Source organism: Sphingomonas horti (assembly GCF_009753715.1).
Classification (GTDB): Bacteria; Pseudomonadota; Alphaproteobacteria; order Sphingomonadales; family Sphingomonadaceae; genus Sphingomonas_B; species Sphingomonas_B horti.
Map to the genome: position 1 here is coordinate 134,489 of NZ_WQMS01000009.1, position 20,960 is coordinate 155,448.

14 protein-coding genes are annotated in these 20,960 nt (G+C 68.3%); 9 read left to right on the forward strand and 5 right to left on the reverse strand.

The genetic code is table 11. From position 1 onward, the window contains the following. The first annotated feature begins 1 nt into the window (after position 1). The 5 genes from GON01_RS08995 (at position 2) to GON01_RS09015 (ending at position 13,478) form a co-directional block, all read left to right on the forward strand. Positions 2 to 7,555, forward strand: coding sequence for a hypothetical protein (locus GON01_RS08995; protein ID WP_157027037.1), 7,554 nt, complete (start codon positions 2 to 4; stop codon positions 7,553 to 7,555). 44 nt (positions 7,556 to 7,599) lie between these two features. After that, positions 7,600 to 9,024 carry a cysteine--tRNA ligase gene (gene cysS, locus GON01_RS09000; RefSeq protein WP_157027038.1) on the forward strand — a complete coding sequence of 475 codons (1,425 nt, stop codon included), beginning with the start codon at positions 7,600 to 7,602 and terminating at the stop codon, positions 9,022 to 9,024. A 146-nt stretch (positions 9,025 to 9,170) separates the two neighbouring features. Beyond that, a complete protein-coding gene (locus tag GON01_RS09005) occupies positions 9,171 to 10,112 on the forward strand; it encodes a D-2-hydroxyacid dehydrogenase (protein ID WP_157027039.1) in 942 nt (313 codons plus the stop codon). Positions 10,113 to 10,219: 107 nt separating this feature from the next. After that, positions 10,220 to 11,866, forward strand: a complete 1,647-nt coding sequence (locus tag GON01_RS09010) for an acetolactate synthase large subunit (protein ID WP_157027040.1) — start codon at positions 10,220 to 10,222, stop codon at positions 11,864 to 11,866. A 145-nt stretch (positions 11,867 to 12,011) separates the two neighbouring features. Then, the gene (locus tag GON01_RS09015; protein ID WP_157027041.1) at positions 12,012 to 13,478 is read left to right on the forward strand and encodes an aldehyde dehydrogenase family protein; all 1,467 of its coding nucleotides are present in this window, start codon (positions 12,012 to 12,014) and stop codon (positions 13,476 to 13,478) included. On the opposite strand, the gene GON01_RS09020 is transcribed toward GON01_RS09015, so the two are convergent. The 4 genes from GON01_RS09020 to GON01_RS16665 are packed head-to-tail and all read right to left on the reverse strand — an operon-like array spanning position 13,429 to position 15,574. After that, complete coding sequence (locus tag GON01_RS09020; protein WP_157027042.1) at positions 13,429 to 13,695, reverse strand: PRC-barrel domain-containing protein; 267 nt, start codon at positions 13,693 to 13,695, stop codon at positions 13,429 to 13,431. The genes GON01_RS09015 and GON01_RS09020 overlap by 50 nt on opposite strands. Then, positions 13,682 to 14,044, reverse strand: a complete 363-nt coding sequence (locus tag GON01_RS09025) for a hypothetical protein (RefSeq protein ID WP_157027043.1) — start codon at positions 14,042 to 14,044, stop codon at positions 13,682 to 13,684. Before GON01_RS09025 ends, GON01_RS09020 begins: the two co-directional genes overlap by 14 nt. Next, positions 14,041 to 15,276 (reverse strand): NRAMP family divalent metal transporter, encoded by a 1,236-nt coding sequence (locus GON01_RS09030; RefSeq protein WP_181600097.1) that lies wholly within the window; start codon positions 15,274 to 15,276, stop codon positions 14,041 to 14,043. The genes GON01_RS09025 and GON01_RS09030 overlap by 4 nt, the downstream gene beginning before the upstream one ends. After that, on the reverse strand, positions 15,263 to 15,574 hold the full coding sequence (locus tag GON01_RS16665; protein ID WP_181600098.1) for a hypothetical protein: 312 nt from the start codon (positions 15,572 to 15,574) through the stop codon (positions 15,263 to 15,265). The genes GON01_RS09030 and GON01_RS16665 overlap by 14 nt, the downstream gene beginning before the upstream one ends. 189 nt (positions 15,575 to 15,763) lie before the next feature. Between GON01_RS16665 and GON01_RS09035 the strand changes: the two genes are divergently transcribed. Further along, entirely contained in the window at positions 15,764 to 17,365 is a 1,602-nt protein-coding gene (locus tag GON01_RS09035) for a putative bifunctional diguanylate cyclase/phosphodiesterase (RefSeq protein WP_157027045.1), read from the forward strand. On the opposite strand, the gene GON01_RS09040 is transcribed toward GON01_RS09035, so the two are convergent. Continuing rightward, positions 17,362 to 17,937 (reverse strand): DUF924 family protein, encoded by a 576-nt coding sequence (locus GON01_RS09040; protein ID WP_157027046.1) that lies wholly within the window; start codon positions 17,935 to 17,937, stop codon positions 17,362 to 17,364. The genes GON01_RS09035 and GON01_RS09040 overlap by 4 nt on opposite strands. Between GON01_RS09040 and dapF the strand changes: the two genes are divergently transcribed. The 3 genes from dapF to ftsY are packed head-to-tail and all read left to right on the forward strand — an operon-like array spanning position 17,936 to position 20,954. After that, the gene (gene dapF, locus GON01_RS09045; protein ID WP_157027047.1) at positions 17,936 to 18,739 is read left to right on the forward strand and encodes a diaminopimelate epimerase; all 804 of its coding nucleotides are present in this window, start codon (positions 17,936 to 17,938) and stop codon (positions 18,737 to 18,739) included. The two genes, GON01_RS09040 and dapF, sit on opposite strands and share 2 nt — an antisense overlap. Next, positions 18,736 to 20,031, forward strand: coding sequence for a tRNA (N(6)-L-threonylcarbamoyladenosine(37)-C(2))-methylthiotransferase MtaB (gene mtaB, locus GON01_RS09050; RefSeq protein ID WP_181600099.1), 1,296 nt, complete (start codon positions 18,736 to 18,738; stop codon positions 20,029 to 20,031). The genes dapF and mtaB overlap by 4 nt, the downstream gene beginning before the upstream one ends. Beyond that, positions 20,028 to 20,954, forward strand: coding sequence for a signal recognition particle-docking protein FtsY (ftsY, locus tag GON01_RS09055; RefSeq protein ID WP_157027049.1), 927 nt, complete (start codon positions 20,028 to 20,030; stop codon positions 20,952 to 20,954). Before mtaB ends, ftsY begins: the two co-directional genes overlap by 4 nt. Positions 20,955 to 20,960: the final 6 nt, after the last annotated feature.

Below are 20,960 nucleotides of genomic sequence, written 5' to 3' on the forward strand. Positions count from 1 at the left end.
CATGTCAGCGTATCTGAACTCCGCCGCTCCCACCCACCGCCGCCGTGCGCGGCTGCTCGCCGGCTGCGCGCTCGCGGCGGCGCTGGCCACGCCCGCTGCGGCGCAACAGGCGTTCCAGGCGACGCCGGAAGTGACCATCGGCGCGGTTGAGATATCCCAGGGCGAAAGCATTACCGGCGGCCTGCGCGACACCATCAGCGTCTATAGCCGGCAGTCGGTGATCGACTGGACGCCGAACGACACGGGAACAGGCGGCGGCGCGATCGCTGTACTGCCGCAGGGCAACGAGCTGGTTTTCAAGGGCGACCCGAACGCGCTGGGCGGCTCCTACACCGTGCTCAACCGCGTGATCCCCAACGATCCGAGCCGCCCGATCCAGTTCGACGGTCACGTGATCAGCCAGTTCGACTCGGGCTACGGCGCGACCCAGGGCGGCAACATCTGGTTCTATTCCCCCGGCGGCATCATTGCCGGGGCGAGCAGCCGGTTCGATGTCGGCAGCCTGGTGCTGAGCGCAAGCGATATCGCCACGTCAGGCGGACTGTTCGGCGACGACAGCAGCAGCTCGCAGGCGGGCACGATCCGGTTCGGCGGCGCCGCCGACAGCCGGTCGGCCGTCACCATCATGCCGGGTGCGCAGATCAACGCCTCCGGCAACTACATCGCGCTGGTGGCGCCCAGGATCAGCCAGGGCGGCACGATCAGCGTCGACGGGAGCGCGGCGCTGGTCGCGGCCGAGAGCGCGGACATCACGATCCCGATTTCCGGCGGCCTGTTCGACATCGCCGTGCATAGCGGGTCGAACGTCGATCCGGGCGGCGAAACCACGCTGACGCACAGCGGCACCACGGAAACGAAAAATGGGGCGCAGAGCGGCGAACCCCGCCGCGTCTATCTGATGGCGGTGCCGAAGAACGACGCCGTAACGATGCTCGTGTCCGGCAGCCTCGGCTATGCGCCCGCCGTGCAGGCGCAACTCGCGGCGAACGGCGCGATCTACCTGACGACCGGCGACACGGTCTCGAACGACACCCCGGCGCTTGGCACGCAGGGCGCGATTCACATGACCGGCGGTGATTTTGGTGCCCGCACCGTGGCCTCCGCAGCTTCGGTCACGATCGACACCTCGACATCCGCCCTGAACGTGGCCGGCGACCTGCAAGCGCTGGCACATGCCGGCCCGATCGCGCTTTCCGCCCAGAACGGCCGGAACCTGACGGTCACGGGCGGTATCCTGCTGCGCCACGAGACGCCGGATCCGAACGGCCAATCGTCGGTCGTCGCGTCCGCATCGCAAGGCAGCACGCTTCAGGCGCAGAATCTCAGGTTGCAAAGCGATACGTTCGGCCCCGCCGATTTCGGCTATGGCGCGATCGACGGAAAGGCGGGCGCCCTTTCGGTGACTGCGGCCAGCGGCGGGATCATCACTATCGCCGACGATATCTCAATCAGCGCCACCGGCACGGGCGGACGCGGCTCGTCGTTCGACGGCGCAGCCGGGTTCGGGGGAACCGTCGTGGTCAGCGCGACGGGCGGCAGCATCGGCGCATCGACGCTGAACGTCGACGCGGACGGACGCGGCGGCGATACCGGCTATGGCGATATCGGCGGTAGCGGACAGGGCGGCTCCGTCCAGATTGCCGCAACCGGCGGGCAGCTCGATTTCGGGCAGGTCGACGTTTCGGTCGACGGCCTTGGCGGCTATTCCGACTTCGGCCGCGGCGGGAGCGGCATGGGCGGCTCGGCAAGCCTGCTGCTGACCGGAGGATCGCTGGACGCGAGCAGCGTCTCGATCGAAGCGAACGGCTTCGGGAGCGACGGCAGCACCGGATCGGGCGCGGGCCAAGGCGGTGCGGTTTCGATCGCCGCCAATGCCAGCAGCTCGTTCTTTGCCGGGAACGGCGTCGACCTGTCCGCGATCGGGGAGGCCGGAGCTGCCTTCGACAGCGAAGCCGCGGTCGGCGACGGCACGGGCGGGACGATCACGACCGCGATCGACGCGTCGTCCTTCTCGACCGGCGAAGGGTGGCTGGAAGCGAACGCCGACGGCCGCGGCGGGTTCAGCAACAGCTTCAATCCCTCGACCGGCCGTGGCGGCACAATCGGCGTTACCATCAATGCGGTTGATCCGAACGACATGGAGGCCAGCTTCTCGGCCGCCGGCATCAGCCTTTCAGCCAATGGCAGCGTGTCGCGTCCGCTCGAGGAGCGCGTCGCTGTCCCGCATGGCAACAGCGGCACCGGCGTCGGCGGCAACGTTCTGCTGAACCTGACGGGCGGGCCGGTCCTTGCCGGTGACATCGAGCTTTCCGCCACCGGCACGGGCGGCAACAGCGACTTTGGCGTGCAGGCGGGCGCCGGCTTTGCCGGGCGCGCCGGGCTTGCGTTGAACGGGGGCATGCTGCAGGCGGGCTCGATCTCGATCCTCGCTGAAGCACGGGGCGGCGACGGCGCGTTCGCCGAGAATGGCTACGGCATGTCGGGCGCGGGCGCGGGCGGCACCGCCGGCGTCGGTGTCAATCCGTTCGGAGCCGGATCGGGCGCGTATCTGACCGGCAGCGGCGGCAGCCTTAGCGCAGAATCTGTCCTGGTCTCAGCCGATGCGACCGGCGGCTTCGGCGGCGATGGCCAGGCGTACGGCTCGCCCCCGACCGACGCTGCATCGGGCGGCGATGCGATCGGCGGAACGGCGCGGATCGCCACCAGCGGCGTCGACTTCTCTGTCGCGGACCTGTCGATCAGCGCCGGAGGCAATGGCGGCGGCGGCGGGACGGTCGATTACTCCAACGGGTTCGGCCAGACACAATCCGCGAACGCCGGGAGCGGCGGCGGCGGGAGCGGCGGCACGGCGGAACTCGCGATCACGGGCGGCAGCCATAGCCTGGGAAGCGTCGGCGCGAGTGCGAGCGGCTTCGGCGGGATGGCCGGGCTGGTCCTGACCGCCGGCGAAGGGGGCTTCGATCCGGCGGGGACCAGCCGCGGCGGCAATGGCGGCAACGGCAATGGCGGCAGCGCCTCGATCATCTTCACCGGTGCAACCGTTGCCGATCGACCGGCCCTGACGGCGGAAGCCGACGGTTTCGGCGCGAGCGGCGGCAGCGGCCCGCAAGGCGGGAACGGCGGCGCAGGCACCGGCGGATCAGCGCTCGTGCAGCTGGATGGCGGAACTTCCGACCTCTACCGCATCCGCGCCTTCGCCTATGCCGAGGGGGGCTCCGGCGGGTTCGGAAACCTTCTCGACGGCGGCAATGGCGGCAATGCCACGGGCGGCACCGCCACGTTCCGAGCCGCGAACGGCGCCGTCGTCAATGTCGCCGATGACCAGCAGTTCGACCCGTTCGACCTGGACGCGAGCGCTTTTGCCGGCAGCGGCGGCGATGGCGGCAGCCTGGCCGCGAGCGGCTTCGGCGGCAAGGGCGGCGCGGGCGGCTCGGCCTTCGGCGGCAGCGCCAGCGCGCTCATCCAGAGCGGCGCGCAGGCGGCGATCCCGGGCGTCGGCGGCGTGGAGAGCCGCCCGCCGACGCTGATCGTCTCGGCCGAAGCGGGCAGCGGCGGCAATGGCGGCAGCGGTTCTGCCTCCGGCGGCATCGGCGGCGACGGCGGAACTGCGGCCGCGGGGTTGGCAACGTTCGACATCCAGGGAGGCCGCGCGAGCTTCGGCGATGTGTTCACGGAGGCGACCGCCCGGCGCGGCGTTGGCGGCACGGGCGGCGCCGGCGGGTCGGCCGTGGCCGCCTCCGGCAGCGACGGCCAGGGCTTCGGCGGCCGGCTGGTATTGAACGTCGCCGACGGCAGCTCCGGCCAGGCAGGCGCCTTCCAGGCCGGCGATTTCTCGGCCGATCTGGGCGGCAGCGATATCGACGGCTCGTTGCTTATCGTTGACACCGGCAGCGCTGCGAGCGGCGGGATCAGGCTGGGGGCGCTCTATTCAGTCAGCTTCTCCAACGCGCTGAACGAGAGCGAGTCCAGCTCGGACTATGACATCCAGTCCAGCGCGCGCACGATCGCGGTGGAGGGCGACGTGAACCTGACCGCCAACGGCGATGTCCGCTTCGCCTTCCAGGGCAGTGGCGGCCTAGCTTCGGGAACGTCGCTCGACATCGTGTCGCGCACGCGCGGGATCCGTATCACCAATGGCAACCCCGCCCCCACTCTGGCGGCGTCGCTGGAGGCGCCGGACATCAGCTTGCAGGCCTTCCAGGGCGACATTGCGGCGGAGGCCGGCACCCTGCTCGCCGCGAGCAGGTCGATCGACCTGAGTGCGCTTTCCGGCGACGTCCGGCTGGCGAACGCGCGCGCGGGCGGACGGATCGCGATCCGGGCAGGCGTCGGCGAAGGCGCCATCCCGACCGACGCGACCGTGACCGGCACCGTCACGTCCAATGGCGGGATCACGATCGATGCGGGCGGCGACGTCACCATCGCTCCCGGCGCGCAATTGGTGGCGGACCAATTCCTGACGATCGCAAGCGGCGACGATATCATCATCGGCTCGGGCGCGCTGGTTCGCGCCGCGAACAGTCCGCCGGACGAGTCCGGCTATGGCGGGACCGATCCGCTCGATCAGTTCTCGCAGCTGAGGCTGCTTGCCGGCGCCATTGACACCGGTGAGCCGGTCGAGGGCAATGTCGCCTCGATCCTGATCGACGGCACGCTCGAATCGCCGAACCGCACGCTGTTCATGAGCGCGGGGGCGGTGCAGGCGAGCGCATCGACGCAACTTACGGCAGGCAACCTCTACGTCCGTCTGAACGACATTCCGCCCGGCGACCAGGTGCCTCTGGACGATGGCGGCCGGCTGACCGGCGCCTGCCTGCAGGGCAGCATCTGCCTCGGCACCGCCAATGTGAACGGCATCGTCCGCATCGGAGAGACCGAGTTCGAACCGATCAACCTGCGCCTCAACGGCGGCATCGACGGCACCGACGTGCTGCTGCGAGCCCGATCGGTGGAGCTTGGCCAGGCCGGCGTGGCCAATGCCATCCGCGCGTCGGACAGTCTGACGATCGAATCGCTTGGCGAGACCCTGACGCTGAACGGTCCGCTGACGATCACCGGCGGCAGTGATGTCGCGCGCGTGGCCGCATTCCGCGCCATCGACGGGGCGGGCGCGACGATCGCCGCGCCGGACACGCTCGATTTGTTCGCCGGCGGCGACATCAGGCTGGCGAGGGCCAGCGCAGGCGCGATCCGCACCGTCGGCGTCGACGGCACCGTGCTGAACGGCGGCGGCATCACCGCCCCCGGGACGATCGCGATCGGACACATCGCGTCAGGCTCGCCGCTCGCCCTTAACGCAGGCAAGGATATCGCGCTCGACAGCTTCGCCGTCACCGGCGCCGCAACGCTGACGGCGGCCGACGGCACGATCGACGTGGCGACGGACGCCGCTGCGAGCGGCGGGATCACGGCGACTGCCAAGTCGGTGTCCCTCCATGGCGCCGACGGGCTGAACGTCACGAGCGCCAAGGCAACCGCAGGCGACCTCGTCCTCGCAACGGCGGCGGGAACGCTGGACGCGGGATCGTCCTCGGCAAGTGGCGACGTGACGATGATCGGCGGCGGCGCGGTCTCGTTCGGTAGCATCAATGCCGGCCGCAGCGCGGATATTGCGGCGCAAGGGCCGATCACCGGCTCGACCGTGAGCTCGACCACCCTAATCCTGTCCACGCCCGGCGACATCCGGCTTGCCGACGGCTCGAACGCCGGCCCAATCACGGCCGCTGGCGGCTCGATCGAGGTCGGCGGCACGTCGGGGCTGCGCATCGCGAGCGCGGTCGCCAACGCCGGCGACCTGTCTTTGACCGCGCAGAACGGCATCACCGCCGGACGGCTCTCGGCGAGCGGCGCGGCAACGCTCAAGTCGGGGAGCGGCCCCTTGGTCGTCACCGACGATCTGGTCGCTGGCGCCGGACTTGTGCTGCAGGCGCCCAGCATCGACATCACCGCTCAGAACGGGCTGAACGTGCTGCAGGCCGACGCCACCGCGGGCGACCTGAAGCTGACGACCGTGTCCGGCAAGCTTTCAGCTGGGAAGTCGACCGCCACCGGCGCGATCCAGCTCACCAGCGGCGGCGCCGCCGTCGCCGATGCCCTCGAAAGCGGGTACGGAACGATCGTGTCCGGCACTCAGGGCGTGACGATCGGCACGATCGCGTCAGGCGGCGAGGTGACGCTTGCCTCCAGCAATGGCGCAGTGACGGTATCGACCGATCTCGTCGCAGGCGGGCCGGCTCAGGCAACCGGCCGGTCCGTGGACCTGAACGCGCGTGGCGATCTCGCCCTGGCCGAGGGCGACGCCACGGCCGGCGACCTGAGGCTTCGCAGCGTCAATGGCGGGATTGAAATCGGCGACACCCATGCAAGCGGCGCGGTCACCGCGACCACGCCGGGGCTGATCACCATCAACGGCAATGTGTCCGGCGGCACCATCGCGCTGACTTCGAACGATATCGCGATCGGGTCGCAAGCGCAGCTCGGCAGCCGCACCCAGACCACGGCGCTGACGCTCACCGGCACCGCCGACCGGCTGTTCGTCGGAGAGGCGCCGAACGGCAGCGGCTATCGGCTCGACAGTGGCGAACTGGCGCGGATCGCGAGCGGGGGCGACATCACCATCGCATCGCTTCCGGGCGGAGCGAGCGGCGCTGCGTTCAGCTTCGTCGACCCGGCGGCAGCGAACGTGGTGCTCGGCTCGCTGACGTTCGACGGCAGCCAGCTGGGAAGCAACGGGACGCTGCTGATCAGCTCGCCGCGCGCGATCGGCGTGGTCGGCAACATGCACTTCAAGAATATCGGCTCCGGCCAGACCGTCACGCTCCGTTCCGCGACCGACATCGCGCTGGCGGCCGAATCCGGACTTGTGACGCTGAAGGACGCCGGCGGCGGCCTGTCCGGCACGCTCCGGCTCGAAGCGCAGCAGGTGCAGGCGCTGTCGACGAAAGCGCGCAGTGAGATACCTGGGCTCGACCTCAACGCTGTTCGGCAACGGCTCGGCACCAACGACCAGCTCGAAAATGACGGCGGCTATTTCCAGGCCGGCCAAATCGTGGTGCGGATCAGCCGGCTCGCGTTCATCCAGAACAGCGGCGCCAACGGTGACGACCCGAATGCGAAGCGCGGCTTCTCCGCTAACAACCTGCGGATCGAGACGACCGGCGAGCAGCCGGCGCAGCTCGTCCTGAACGGACGAGTCGGCAGCATCACCGGCGCGGGCCTGATCGATGCGGTGAACGTCAGCGGAAGCTTCGATGCCGGATCGAGCTTCAACGGCTGCACGCCCGGCGCGCTCTGCGGCGTTGCGCCGCCCCCGCCCGGACCCGGCCCCGACGTCTTCGCGCCGGTGCTGAGCGTCGCGCGCGACCAGATCGAGGACGACAAGAAGCAGGATGAAAAGGAGCAGTCGCTGCAGGCGTCGCAATCGCGGCCCGACCCGCTAATCCAGATCCTGAACGTGCCGGGATCGCGCTTCGACCCGCTGATCGACCAGCCGGTAACCGGCGCCGGCAACGAGGATCTGTGGACAGTGCCGTCGACCAGCCCGCCGGTGCCGTGACACGCGGTTGACGCTGGGCCGGCCGGCAGGCCAAGGCGGCGCGCATGGTCCCGCTGCGCCTGTTCAACAGCCTCACCCGCTCGATCGAGACGTTCGAGCCCGTCCACCCAGGCGAGGCGCGCGTCTATACCTGCGGGCCGACTGTCTATAACTACCAGCATGTCGGCAACATGCGCGCCTATGTGTTCGCCGATACGCTGGGGCGGGTGCTGAGCTTCAAGGACTACAAGCTCCGGCACGTCATCAACATCACGGATGTGGGCCATCTCACCTCCGATGCTGACGAAGGCGCGGACAAAATGGAGACGGCGGCGGTGCGCGCCGGCAAGTCGGCCTGGGACATCGCGAAATTCTACACCGACGCCTATTGGCGGGACATCGCGCGGCTGAACATCCGCCAGCCGGCAACGTGGTCGATCGCGACCGAATACGTCCCGCAGATGATCGAATTCGCGAAGTCCATCGAAGCGAGTTGCTACCAGCTGCCAAGCGGCCTTTATTTCGACACGACGACCGTGCCCGAATATGGCCGGCTCGCCCGCACCAAGACCGACGAGGGGGAAAGCCGGATAGAGGCGGTCGAGGGCAAGCGCCACCCGACCGACTTCGCGATCTGGCGCACGACGCCGCCGGGCGAGACACGGCAGATGGAATGGGATTCGCCCTGGGGCCGCGGCGCGCCGGGCTGGCACCTCGAATGCTCCGTGATGTCGGAGGCTTTGCTCGGCTTTCCGTTCGACATTCACACCGGCGGCATCGACCACCGCGAAATCCACCACCCGAACGAGATCGCCCAGAACCAGGCCCGCTGCCACTCCGCCGACAGCGGCGCGCGCATCTGGATGCACAATAATTTCCTGATCGACCGCGGCGGCAAGATGTCGAAGTCGAAAGGCGAGTTCCTGACGCTGCAGGCGCTGGTCGACCGCGGCTTCCACCCCCTCGCCTACCGCCTGATGTGCCTGCAGGCGCACTATCGCAGCGAGCTGGAGTTCACCTTCGAGAACCTCGCGGCCGCGCTCACGCGGCTGAAGCGGATGGTGATGGCGGCGGAGAAGCTGTCCGCAGCCGATCCCGCTGAGGTGATGGACAAGCGCATTGCCGCCGAGCTCTCGGCGTTCGACGAGGCCGTGTCGGACGACCTCAATACCGCAAAGGCGTTGACGCATTTCGAGACGGTGCTGACGACGAAAGGACTGGAGACGGGACAGCGCCGTGCGGCATTGGCGCGGATGGATGCGGTACTGGGCCTGACGGTTCTGGAACTGTCACGCGCTGGGCTGCGAGTCCGGCCGGAGGAGGCGACGATCGATAAAGCCACGGTCGAGGCGCGCCTTGCGCAGCGCAAGGAAGCGCGTGCGGCCAAGGACTTCGCGACGTCCGACCGCATCCGCGACGAGCTTGCGGCCGCAGGCATCGAGGTGATGGATGGGGATCCGTTGGGCTGGGACTGGAAGCTCGACATCTGACCCTCTCCCCATAGGGAGATGGCGACTCGCGCCCTGGCGCGAGCGGGGTGAGGGTTCTGGCGCGCAACGGCTCGCTCCCGATCCCCTCATCCGCTCGGGCTCAGGCCCGAGTCGACCTGTCCCTACGGGAGAGGTAGAGATTTGCCATGATCCTCGTCCTCCCCGCTCTCGCGCGTCCGCTCCTCGCGCCGCACCTTCCCGCCGACGTCGAAACCCGCTGGTTCGCCTCCGCCGAGGACGCCTATGCGATGGCGCCGGGTGCGGAGGTCGGCTGGCTCGACATGCAGGTGCCACGTAACACCGGGCGTGCGATCGAGCTGGGCGAGAGCCTGAAGCTCGTCACCACCATCTATGCCGGCACCGACGCGTTTCCGCTGCAACGGATGAAAGCGCGCGGTACGCGGCTGACCAACGGCAGCGGCATAAACACCAACGCTGTCGCTGAATATGCGGTGATGGGGATGCTCGCGCTGGCGAAGAATTATGCCGAGGTGGTGCGCGCAGCGGACCGGCACGAATGGCTGCTCGATGCTCCGGGCAAGGTCGAGCTGCAGGACAGCCGCGCGCTAATCATCGGCTATGGCGCGATCGGCGGCCGGATCGGCGAGATCCTGCGCGGCTTCGGCGTGCACGTGACGGGCGTCCGCCGCTCGCCCGCCGGCGAGCCTGACATGCTGGGACCAAACGACTGGCGCGGCAGGCTGGGCGCGTTCGACTGGGTGATCGTCGCCGCCCCGTCGACCGCGGAGACCGCGCACCTGCTCGGCCCGGCCGAGCTCGCCGCGATGAAGCCGAGCGCGTATCTGGTGAACATCGCGCGCGGCACTTTGATCGACCAGGACGCGCTGATCGAGGCCCTCAGGAGCCGGCGCATCGCGGGCGCGCATCTGGACGTGACCGACCCCGAGTCGCTGCCGGCCGACCATCCGCTCTGGGAGGCGCCGAACGCGGTCATCACCATGCACCTGTCGGGCCGCGCCCAGACCCGCATGTTCCAGCGCGCGGCGGCGCTGTTCCTCGACAATCTCGCCCGCTACCGGGCCGGCGAGCCGCTGATCAACGAGGTCGACCTCGACCTCGGCTACTAGCCACCCCGCCCCCGAAACGATAAGCCATCGCGGCGGAACGGGAATCGGCAAAGCCGGAGCCGTCCGCCGGGCGCGTCACGATCGGCATCCGTGAACGGGGGATATTCATGACAAAGGCTTCGGACCTCTTCATCCAGTGCCTGGAGGAGGAAGGCGTCGAATATATCTTCGGCGTGCCCGGCGAAGAAAATCTCGACATGCTGGACAGCCTGTCGCGGTCCAAGCAGATCAAGCTGATCCTGACCCGACACGAGCAGGGCGCCGGCTTCATGGCCGCGACCTATGGCCGCCACACGGGCAAGACCGGCGTGTGCATGGCGACATTGGGGCCTGGCGCCACCAATTTCGTCACCGCCGCCGCCTATGCACAGCTGGGCGGCATGCCGATCCTGATGGTGACGGGCCAGAAGCCGATCAAGAAATCGAAGCAGGGCCGGTTCCAGATCCTCGACGTCGTCGACATGATGCGGCCGATCACCAAATACACCCACCAGCTCGCCAGCGCCGACAATATCCCGAGTCGCGTGCGCGAGGCGTTCCGCCTGGCCGAGGAGGAAAAGCCGGGCGCAACGCACCTCGAATTCCCCGAGGACGTGGCCGACGAGCATACCGAGTCGACACCGATCAAGCCCAGCCTGCATCGCCGCCCGCTCGCGGAAGCGAAGGCGGTGCGCGCGGCGGTCAAGAAGCTGGAGGACGCCAAGTCCCCGATCCTCGTGATCGGTGCGGGCGCCAACCGCAAGGTGACCGGGCGGATGCTGCTGAAGCTGGTCGAAAAGACCGGCATCCCGTTCGTCACGACCCAGCTGGGCAAGGGCGTCATCGACGAGACGCACCCGCGCTTCGTCGGCTGCGCAGCACTGTCGGCGGGCGACTATGTCCACCGCGCGATCGAGGCGGCCGACGTCATCGTCAATGTCGGCCATGACGTGATCGAAAAACCGCCCTTCTTCATGAAGCGCGGCGGCGCCGAGGTAATCCACATCTCGGCGCGTTCGGCCGAGGTTGATCCGGTCTATTTCCCGCAGATCGAAGTGATCGGCGATATCGGCAACGCGGTCTGGCAGATCGTCGAAGATATCGTGCCGTCCGGCCGGTGGCAGTTCGACGACATGCTGCGCTTCCGCAAGGCAGAGGTGGAGCACACCGCCAGCCTGGACGGCGACGCGCGCTTCCCGATCTTTCCGCCCCATCTGGTCCGAACGGTCCGCGAGGCCATGCCGGCCGACGGCATCATCTGCCTGGATAACGGCGTCTATAAGATCTGGTTCGCGCGCAATTATGCGGCGCGGCAGCAGAACACGGTCCTGCTCGACAATGCGCTGGCGACGATGGGCGCGGGCCTGCCGTCGGCGATGGCCTCGGCGATGGTCTATCCCGACCGCAAGGTGATGGCGATCTGCGGCGATGGCGGCTTCATGATGAACAGCCAGGAGATGGAGACCGCGGTTCGCCTCGGCCTCGACATCACGGTGCTCATCCTCAACGACAACAGCTACGGCATGATCCGCTGGAAGCAGGCGAACATGGGCTTCAAGGATTGGGGCCTGACCTACGGCAACCCGGATTTCGTCAAGTACGCCGAAAGCTACGGCGCCAAAGGCCACCGCGTGACCTCGGCGGAGATGCTGCCGGGGCTGCTGAGGGATTGCCTCGACACGCCCGGCGTGCACCTGATCGACTGCCCGGTCGACTACAGCGAGAACGACAAAATTCTGAACCAGGACATCAAACAGCTCAGCAAGGCGTTGTAAATCTAAGCCCCTCTCCCGCGGAGCGGGAGAGGGGCAGGCGCGCAGCGCCAGGGTGAGGGCAGACACGCGAGCACAGGCCCTCACCCTCGCTCGCTCCGCTCGCATTTCCCTCTCCCGCTTCGCGGGAGAGGGGCAGGAAACGCATATGACCAAACTCCGTGACACCTACCCGCTCTACCTTGCCAACGAGGCCCGGGCTGGGAACGCCGACCTGGAAGTCACCGACAAATACACTGGCGAAGTCGCGTTCCGCGTCGCATTGGCGCGGCCGGAGCAGATCGAGGCGGGGATCGCGGCGGCGGTGAAGGCGGCCGAGCCGATGGCGCGGATGGCGGCTTATGAGCGCCAGGACGTGCTCAACCACTGCGTCGCGCGCTTCAAGGAGCGGTTCGACGAGCTCGCTTTTGCACTGTGCGTCGAGGCGGGGAAGCCGATCAAGGATGCCGAGGGCGAAGTCACGCGGCTGATCGACACCTTTCGCATCGCCGCCGAAGAAGCCGTGCGCATGACCGGCGAGGTCCAGCCGCTCGACATTTCCCCGCGCGCCCGGGGCTATCAGGGCATCTGGAAGCGCGTGCCGATCGGGCCCTGCTCGTTCATTTCGCCGTTCAATTTTCCGCTGAACCTTGCCGCGCACAAGATCGCGCCGGCGATCGCGGTCGGCTGCCCGTTCGTGATGAAGCCGGCGAGCCGGACACCATTGGGCGCGATCATCATGGGCGAGGTGCTGGCCGAAACAAACCTGCCCAAAGGCGCCTTCTCGATCCTGCCCGCGCACCGCGACGGCGCGGACATGTTCACCGAGGACGATCGGCTGAAGCTCTTGAGCTTCACTGGCTCGCCCGGCGTCGGCTGGGAGCTGAAGGCGAAGGCGGGCAAGAAGAAAGTCGTGCTGGAACTGGGCGGCAATGCGGCGGTGGTGATCGACCGCGACGCCGACCTGGACGACGCCGTCGAGCGCACCGTGTTCGGCGCCTTCTACCAGTCCGGCCAGAGCTGCATCGGCGTGCAGCGCATCGTCGTGCACGACGATGTGTACGACGCGTTCCGCGACAAGCTCGTCGCGAAGACGAAGACGCTGGTTGCCGGAAATCCACACGACCGAAGCACCTTCGTCGGCCCGATGATCGACGTGAAGGAAGCCGAACGGCTCGACCGCTGGATCAAGGAAGCCGTGGCGGGCGGCGCGACCCTGCTGTGCGGCGGCAGGCGGGAGGGCGCGATGCTGGAAGCGACGCTGCTGGAGGATGTGGGCGCGGACACCAAGCTCAACCGCGAGGAAGCGTTCGGTCCGGTCGCCTTCTTCGAGCGCTTCTCGACCTGGCAACAGGCGCTCGACATCGTCAACGACAGCAAATTCGGGCTGCAGGCCGGCATCTTCACGCGCGACATCTTCCAGGTGCTCGATGCCTGGGACAATCTCGAGGTCGGCGGCGTGGTGGTGAACGACGTGCCCAGCTACCGCGTCGACAACATGCCCTATGGCGGGGTGAAGGATTCCGGCCTCGGCCGCGAAGGCATCCGCTTCGCGATGGAGGACATGACCGAGATCCGCAACTTGGTCATTCGCCGGCGGGAGCAGGGCCCTCCGGCCAGGCAGATGGGAGAATAGCTGGGTCGACGACGATCCCGCGCGGGCCGATCGCGCGCACGGCGACCCAGGGGATGCGCTTGCCATGGTTGCGGCCGGTCAGCCGCTCGAACAGCGTGCCTGCGCCGCAGCCGATCGCCTCGACCTCGTCCTCGATCACGTAGATTTCGAACAGCCGGCCGAGCCTGCGTCCATCCAGGTCCCGGACCGGGACGCCGTAGAGCTCACTGAGGCGCATCGATGCCTCCGATCCCGGGGAGCAGCCGGCGCGCCCGCTCCTCCGCTTCGGCTAGGCCATAGGCCTGCGCGGTCTGCGCGAGTTGTACGGTGGAAGAGATATACGCCACCTCGCCCCAGGGCACCCGCACCATGCGGTCGCCGGCGATCAGCGCCACCAGCCGCATCGCCCAGCGCGGCAGCCGCGCGCGATAGGCGCCAGGGCCGACCAGGATCGCGGTGACGCGCAACCCCTCGCCCGGCCCGCCCTGGAGCTCGACATCATCGACGATGCCGCAATCCCGGTCGTCGCGATCGACGATCTGCACGTCGCGCAACTGCGTCAGCAGCCTCACGCGCCCGATCGTCACAGCTTCCCTCCTTCGGTCAGCAGATAGAGCGGAAGGGCGCCGAGCGCGGCGACGACGATCAGCGCGTAATAGGCCCAGCCGAGCGTCTTCGCGATCCGGCCATTGGCATGCTCGCGCATATAGCTCCTGTCGCCTGCCAGCAGCAGGATCGGAAGGTAGGTGAGCGGCAGCACGAGGATCGAGGCGACAACGGCATATTCCGCCAGCGCGACCGGTTCGATCCCGGTCAACACGATCGCCAGCGCGATCGCGAACACTGCGAGCCAGGCAAAAGTGAACCGCGGCGCCTGGTGCGGCTTCAGATGCCGACCCCAGCGCCAGCCGAAGAATTGCGAGATGCTGTAGGCGTTGGAAAGGCAGGTTTCGATCGCGGCCCCTGCGATGGCGAACAGCATGCCGAGCAGCGCCAGCAGCAGGCCGACGCGGCCGAAGGGGATTGCCGCCTCCAGAGCCGTGGTGCCCGGAAGTTCGGGGCTGATCCCTTGCGGGCCGAACAGCTGGGCCGAACTCGCCAGGATCGCGATGCCAAGAAGCGACCCGAGGCCAAACCCCACCGTCGTCGTCAGCCGGTTGAGCCCCAGATCCTTCTCGCTCCATTTCTCCTCGATCGCCCCGGAGGAGTAGAAATAGCTTTCGTAAGGGAACATCACGGCGCTGACGATCGCGACCGCGAAATAGCCGTAGGTCAGCAGCTCGGTCGTGCTCAGTCCGGCCGGCACCTGCGGCACCAGGCCTTTCACGATCTCTCCCCAAGGCGGCTCGATCGCGACTAGCGCGACCGCAAACACGACCATGAACAGGCCCAGCAGGCCATAGGTCCGCTCGATCCATTTGAACGGCAGCAGCCAGATCGTGGCGACGAACACGAAAGTGGCGGCGATCGCCATCGGGACTAAGCCGAAGCCGGTCAGCAGGTGGAGCACGATGCCGACGCCGCCGATTTCCGCGGCGCAGGTGATGGTGTTGCTGATCAGCGACGCGATCAGCGTCACCAGCCCCAGGTTCAGCCCCAGCCGGTGGCGCATCATGTTGAACACCGGCTGCTTGGCGATGGCGGCGACGCGGCCGCTCATTTCGCCGAACACCATCATGCCGACCGTCGCCACCACGATCACCCAGACCAGCGCATATTGGAAGCGCGAGCCGGCCTGGGCCATGAACACCAGCTCGCTGACATCGACGAAGCCGCCGACGGCGGTCAGGATGCCGAGCGTCAGCTCAGTGATTTTCACGCTGCGCCTCGATCCGGGCAAGCTGGAGCGCGGCGGCGCGGAGCGCGCCGGCTTCGTCGCGCACGGCCGCGGCCGCGCCGATCGCCTGGCCGGCGGCGCCTTCCGGCTGCGACAATGCGTTCCGCCCGGACAGGAGCTGCTGCACGCCCGCGCGCTGCATCCCGCCTGCATAGGCGCGCCGCAGCTTTCCTTCCTCGTCAAGCTTGGCCACCAAGGCCCGCTCCGCCGCGAGCGATCGCGCGGTCTTGATGACGGCAAGGTCGCTGCTCGCCTGGCCACAGCCCGTGACGAGGAGCATGGCCAGCAGCATCGCGGACCTGGAAAGGCGGAGCGCCATCCCCGCTGAACCCGTAACGATACGCTCGCGTTCCGAGCTTCCCCGCAAAATGGTAAGCGGGCGCTAAACTCTAAAAGCGTGATGCCGTTTAAGGCTTCCTACACCCAGTCCGCATAGCCCTTCCCGCATCGAATATCGGGACGGGTAGAAATGAGCGTATCGGGTCAGCAGGTCTGGGTGCGGCGGGACGTGGCCGCAGGCGCCATCACCTTGGCGGGAGCGATGCTGCTGGTCGCAACGGCCGGGCCGGCGATGTTCACCGCGATGCGCGGCTTCGTCCCTCTCGACGGCACGCTGGCCGTATCGGTGATCCTGAACGTCGCGCTGGTGCTGTTCAGCTGGCGGCTGCATGTCGGCCTGCGGCAGGAGACCGGGCGCCGCAAGGCGGCCGAAGAGCGGATCGGTCAGCTGACGCGCGAAGACGCGCTGACCGGCCTCTCCAACCGCCAGACCTTCCTCGAGGACACGGCGCGCCTGCTCCGCAAGAACAGCAAGCGCGGGCGCAAGACGGCACTGCTGCTGCTCGACCTCGACCATTTCAAGACGGTCAACGAAGTGAACAGCCACGCGATCGGCGACGCCACGCTGCAGCTGACCGCGGACCGGATCGAGGCGGCGGCGCCCGCCGGTGCGCTGGCGGCGCGGCTCGGCGCGGACGAGTTCGCACTGCTCTTCACCTACGAAGACGGCCGGCCCGACCTGGTCGACGCGGTCGCGGAGCGGCTGGTCGCCGAGCTCGGCCAGCGGCTGGATATCGCCGGCGCCATGATCCACACCGGCGCCTCGATCGGCCTCGCCCGCTCCGAGGCCGGCTGCGACACGATCGAGCAACTGCTGCGCCGCGCCGACATCGCGATGTACGCCTCGAAGAATGCCGGGCGGAACCGCTATCACTGGTTCGATGAGTCGATGGAGCGCGAGCTCAACATGCGCAACGCGATCGAAAGCGGCATGCGCGAAGGCATCCCGCTCGGCCAGTTCGTGCCCTATTACGAGCAGCAGATCGACCTTGCGTCGGGCAAGCTCCACGGTTTCGAGATGCTCGCGCGCTGGGAGCATCCCACGCGCGGCATCATCCCGCCCGACATCTTCATCCCGATCGCCGAGGAGACCGGCATGATCGCGGACCTGTCGATGTCGGTGATGCGCCAGGCCTTCGAGGAAGCGAAGAACTGGGATTCGTCGCTGACGCTGTCGGTCAACATCGCGCCCAGCCAGCTGCGCGATCCCTGGTTCGCGCACAAGATCGTCAAGCTGCTGGTCGAAACCGGCTTTCCGGCCAACCGGCTGGAGATCGAGATCACCGAAAGCGCGCTCGCCGAGAATATGGGCGTCGCCCAGTCGGTCGTCGGCAGCCTGAAGAACCAGGGCATCCGGCTTGCGCTCGACGATTTCGGCACCGGCTATTCCTCGTTGTCGAACCTGCGCGCGCTGCCGTTCGACCGGGTCAAGATCGACCGCAGCTTCGTTACGTCGCTGGGCAGCGATGCCGAGAGCACCGCCGTCGTCAACGCGATCACGCGGCTCAGCGACAGCCTGGGCCTGCCGGTCACGGCCGAAGGCGTGGAGACGCCGGAGATCGAGGCCAAGCTGAAGACGCTCGGCTGCTACCAAGGCCAGGGCTGGCATTTCGGCAAGCCGATGGACGTGGGCCAGGTCCGCGTGCTGCTGGCCGAGCGCAACCTGCTGCCGGTCAAGCACCTTGCCGCCCCGGCGGGCGAGCGCATCCGCGAGCTGCGCAAGGCCGGCTAGAAGGCCTGGTCCTCGGCCAGGAATGCTTCCTCGTCCGACGTGTTCGGCCGGCCGAGGGCGGCGTTGCGGCCGGGGAAGCGCCCGAAGCGGCGGATCACGTCGCGGTGCAGCGTCGCATAATCCAGCGACTTGCCGTCCCCCAGCGCGGTGAACAGCGCGACCGATCGATCCTGATCGGCCGCGTCTTCCGAATGCTGGAACGGCATGTAGAGGAACTGACGCTCGGGGATGCTCATGCCGCGGTCCCAGCCTTCGCGGAGGGCGTGCTCGCTCAGTGACCGCGCGATGGGATCGGCGGCGAATGCTTCGGCCGAGCCGCGATAGATGTTGCGGGAGAATTGATCGAGCGCGATCACTGCCCCCAGCAGATGGCGGGGATCGTCCCGCAACCCCGCCGCCGCCGTCGCGGCGAGCCGGTCCCGCAGCGCCTTGAAACGCCGCGCGCATTCCGCGTCCAGCGCGTCATCGCGCGCGAAGCGCTTTTCCGGCGGCACCTCCTCCAGCCAGAAGTGCAGCACGGCCTCCGCCTCCGCATGGACTTGGCGCGTGTGCGCCCCTAGATCGCCCGCCATGCGCTTCGCCTTCCACAAGATGCACGGGCTCGGCAATGATTTCGTCGTGATCGATGCGCGTGCGCGGGGCGTGGCGATCACGGCAGCGCGCGCGCGCGCGATCGCCGACCGGCGGACGGGCATCGGTTGCGATCAGCTGATCCTGCTGGAGCCGGTTGAGGATGCGGACCTGCGCATGCGCATCTTCAACGCCGACGGCGGCGAGGTCGAGCAGTGCGGCAACGCGCTGCGCTGCGTCGCCCAGCTGACCGGCGCGCGCCGGATGGAGACCGCCGGCGGCCCGGTCGAGGCGGAGCCGACCGGAGGCGGCATCACCATCGACCTGGGGACGCCGCGCTTCGGCTGGGACGAGATACCGCTCGCCTACCCGCTCGACACGGCCGCGCTGCCGGTCGGCTGGGAAGGGCTGGAGCACGGCACAGCAATCAATGTCGGCAATCCGCACATCGTGTTCTTCGTGCCCGCCCTCGATGCGGTCGAGCTCGAGCGGATCGGCCCGATCGTCGAGCAGGACCCGCTTTTTCCGGAGCGGGTGAATGTGAATGTGGCGCAAGTCACCGGACCGGCGGCCGTCAAGCTGCGCGTCTGGGAACGCGGCGCCGGGCTGACGCGCGCCTGTGGAACGGGCGCCTGCGCGACCGCGGTGGCGGCGATCCGGCGCGGGCTGGCGCGATCGCCGGTGACGGTCTCGTTGCCCGGCGGCGAGCTGCAGGTCGATTGGGCGCCGGGCGGCACCATCCGCATGACGGGTCCGGCAACGCACGTCTTCGCGGGCGAGGCGGACCTGGAGGCGTTCGGGTGAGCGACGTCATCACCCTCGGCTGCCGACTGAATATCGCCGAAAGCGAGGCGATCCGCACGATGCTGCCCGACAACGATCTGATCGTCGTCAACAGCTGCGCGGTCACCGAGGAAGCCGTGCGCCAGACCCGCCGCGCGATCCGGCGTGCCCACCGCGAACGGCCCGATGCGCGCATCGTCGTGACCGGCTGCGCGGCAGAGGTGGAGCGCGAGGCCTTCGCCGCGATGCCCGAGGTGAGCAGGGTGGTATCGAACCTGAAGAAGCTTCGATCCGGATCTTATTCCCCGTTTGCTTCGAGCGAAGTCGAGAAGCGTATCTCGACTTCGCTCGATACGAACGGATCACAGGTGCAAACCCACGCCCGCGCCTTCGTGGAGGTGCAGAACGGGTGCGACCATCGCTGCACCTTCTGCATCATCCCCTATGGACGCGGCCCGAGCCGCTCCACGCCCGCCGGCGCGGTGATCGAGCGCATCCGCCTCCTGGTAGATCAGGGCGCGCAGGAAGTGGTGCTGACCGGCGTCGACCTGACCTCCTATGGCGACCTGACCGGTGACAGCCTGGGCCTGCTGGTCGAGCGCGTGCTGAAGGCCGTCCCCGCCCTGCCCCGCCTGCGCCTCTCGTCGCTCGACCCGATCGAGATCGACGACCGCCTGTTCGCGCTGATCGTCGGCGAGACGCGGCTGATGCCGCACCTGCATTTGTCGCTGCAGGCCGGCGACGACATGATCCTGAAGCGGATGAAGCGCCGCCACCTCCGCGCCGACGCGATCCGGCTGGTCGAGCGCATCAAGGCCGCACGGTCCGAAATCGCGATCGGAGCCGACCTGATCGCCGGCTTCCCGACCGAGACCGAGGCGATGTTCGCAAACTCGCTCCGCATCGTGGATGAGTGCGACATCGTGTTCGGCCACATCTTCCCCTACTCTCCCCGCCGCGGCACCCCCGCCGCGCGCATGCCGCAAGTCGAACCCGAAGTGGTCCGCGCACGGGCCAAGCGGTTGCGGGAGGCGTGCGCGGAGCGACAGGCACGCTGGCTGGATGGGCTGGTCGGAACCCGGCAGCAGGTGCTGGTCGAGCTGGACGGTCGGACCGGTCACGCGGAGAATTTCGCGAAGGTGGAGCTGGGTGTTCCCCTCCCGCTTGCGAGAGGGGCTAGGGGAGGGAATTCGTCTCCCGGCGACCCACGCGCAGGCCCTCCCCCGGCCCCTCCCGCAAGCGGGAGGGGAGAAATCCTCCGCACCCTCATCACCGCCCGCCGCGGCGACACCCTGATCGGAAGCCCTGAATGACCGATACGCGCTGGCACGAGAAATTGCTGGGCGGCTTTCGGCGCACGTCGGACCGGCTGTCGGAGAACCTGACCGGCCTGTTCACCAAGGCGTCGCTGGACCGCGAGACGCTGGACGAGATCGAGGACGCGCTGATCGCGTCCGATCTGGGGCCCGCGACGGCCGCGCGCGTGCGGGAGCGCCTGTCGGAGGGCCGGTTCGAGCGGGGGCTTTCCGAAGCGCAGGTCAAGGAGACCGTGGCGGAGGAGATCGAGAAGGTGCTCGCGCCCGTCGCCGAGCCGCTGGAGATCGACGCTTTTCCCCGCCCGCAGGTGATCCTGGTGATCGGCGTCAACGGTTCCGGCAAGACCACGACGATCGCCAAGCTCGCGCGGCTGTTCCTGGAGCAGGATTATGGCGTGATGCTCGCCGCCGGCGACACGTTTCGCGCGGCGGCGATCGAGCAATTGCGCATCTGGGCGGAGCGGATCGGCGTGCCGATCATGGCGGGGCCGGAAGGCGGCGACGCGGCCGGCATCGTCTGGGATGCGGTCAAGCAGGCGACCGCGACCGGCATCGACGTGCTGATCGTCGACACCGCCGGGCGGCTGCAGAACAAGCGCGAGCTGATGGACGAGCTGGCGAAGATCCGCCGCGTGCTCGGCCGGCTCAATCCGCAGGCGCCGCACGACGTGGTGCTGGTGCTCGACGCGACGACCGGCCAGAACGCGCTCAGCCAGATCGAGGTGTTCAAAGAGGTCGCTGGCGTCACCGGCTTGGTCATGACCAAGCTGGACGGCACCGCGCGCGGGGGCGTGCTGGTCGCCGCGGCGGAGAAATTCGGGATGCCCATCCACGCGATCGGCGTCGGCGAAGGCATGGACGATTTGCGCCCATTCGATGCCCGCGAAGTGGCGCGGATGATCGCGGGGGTGGAGGAATGAGCGACA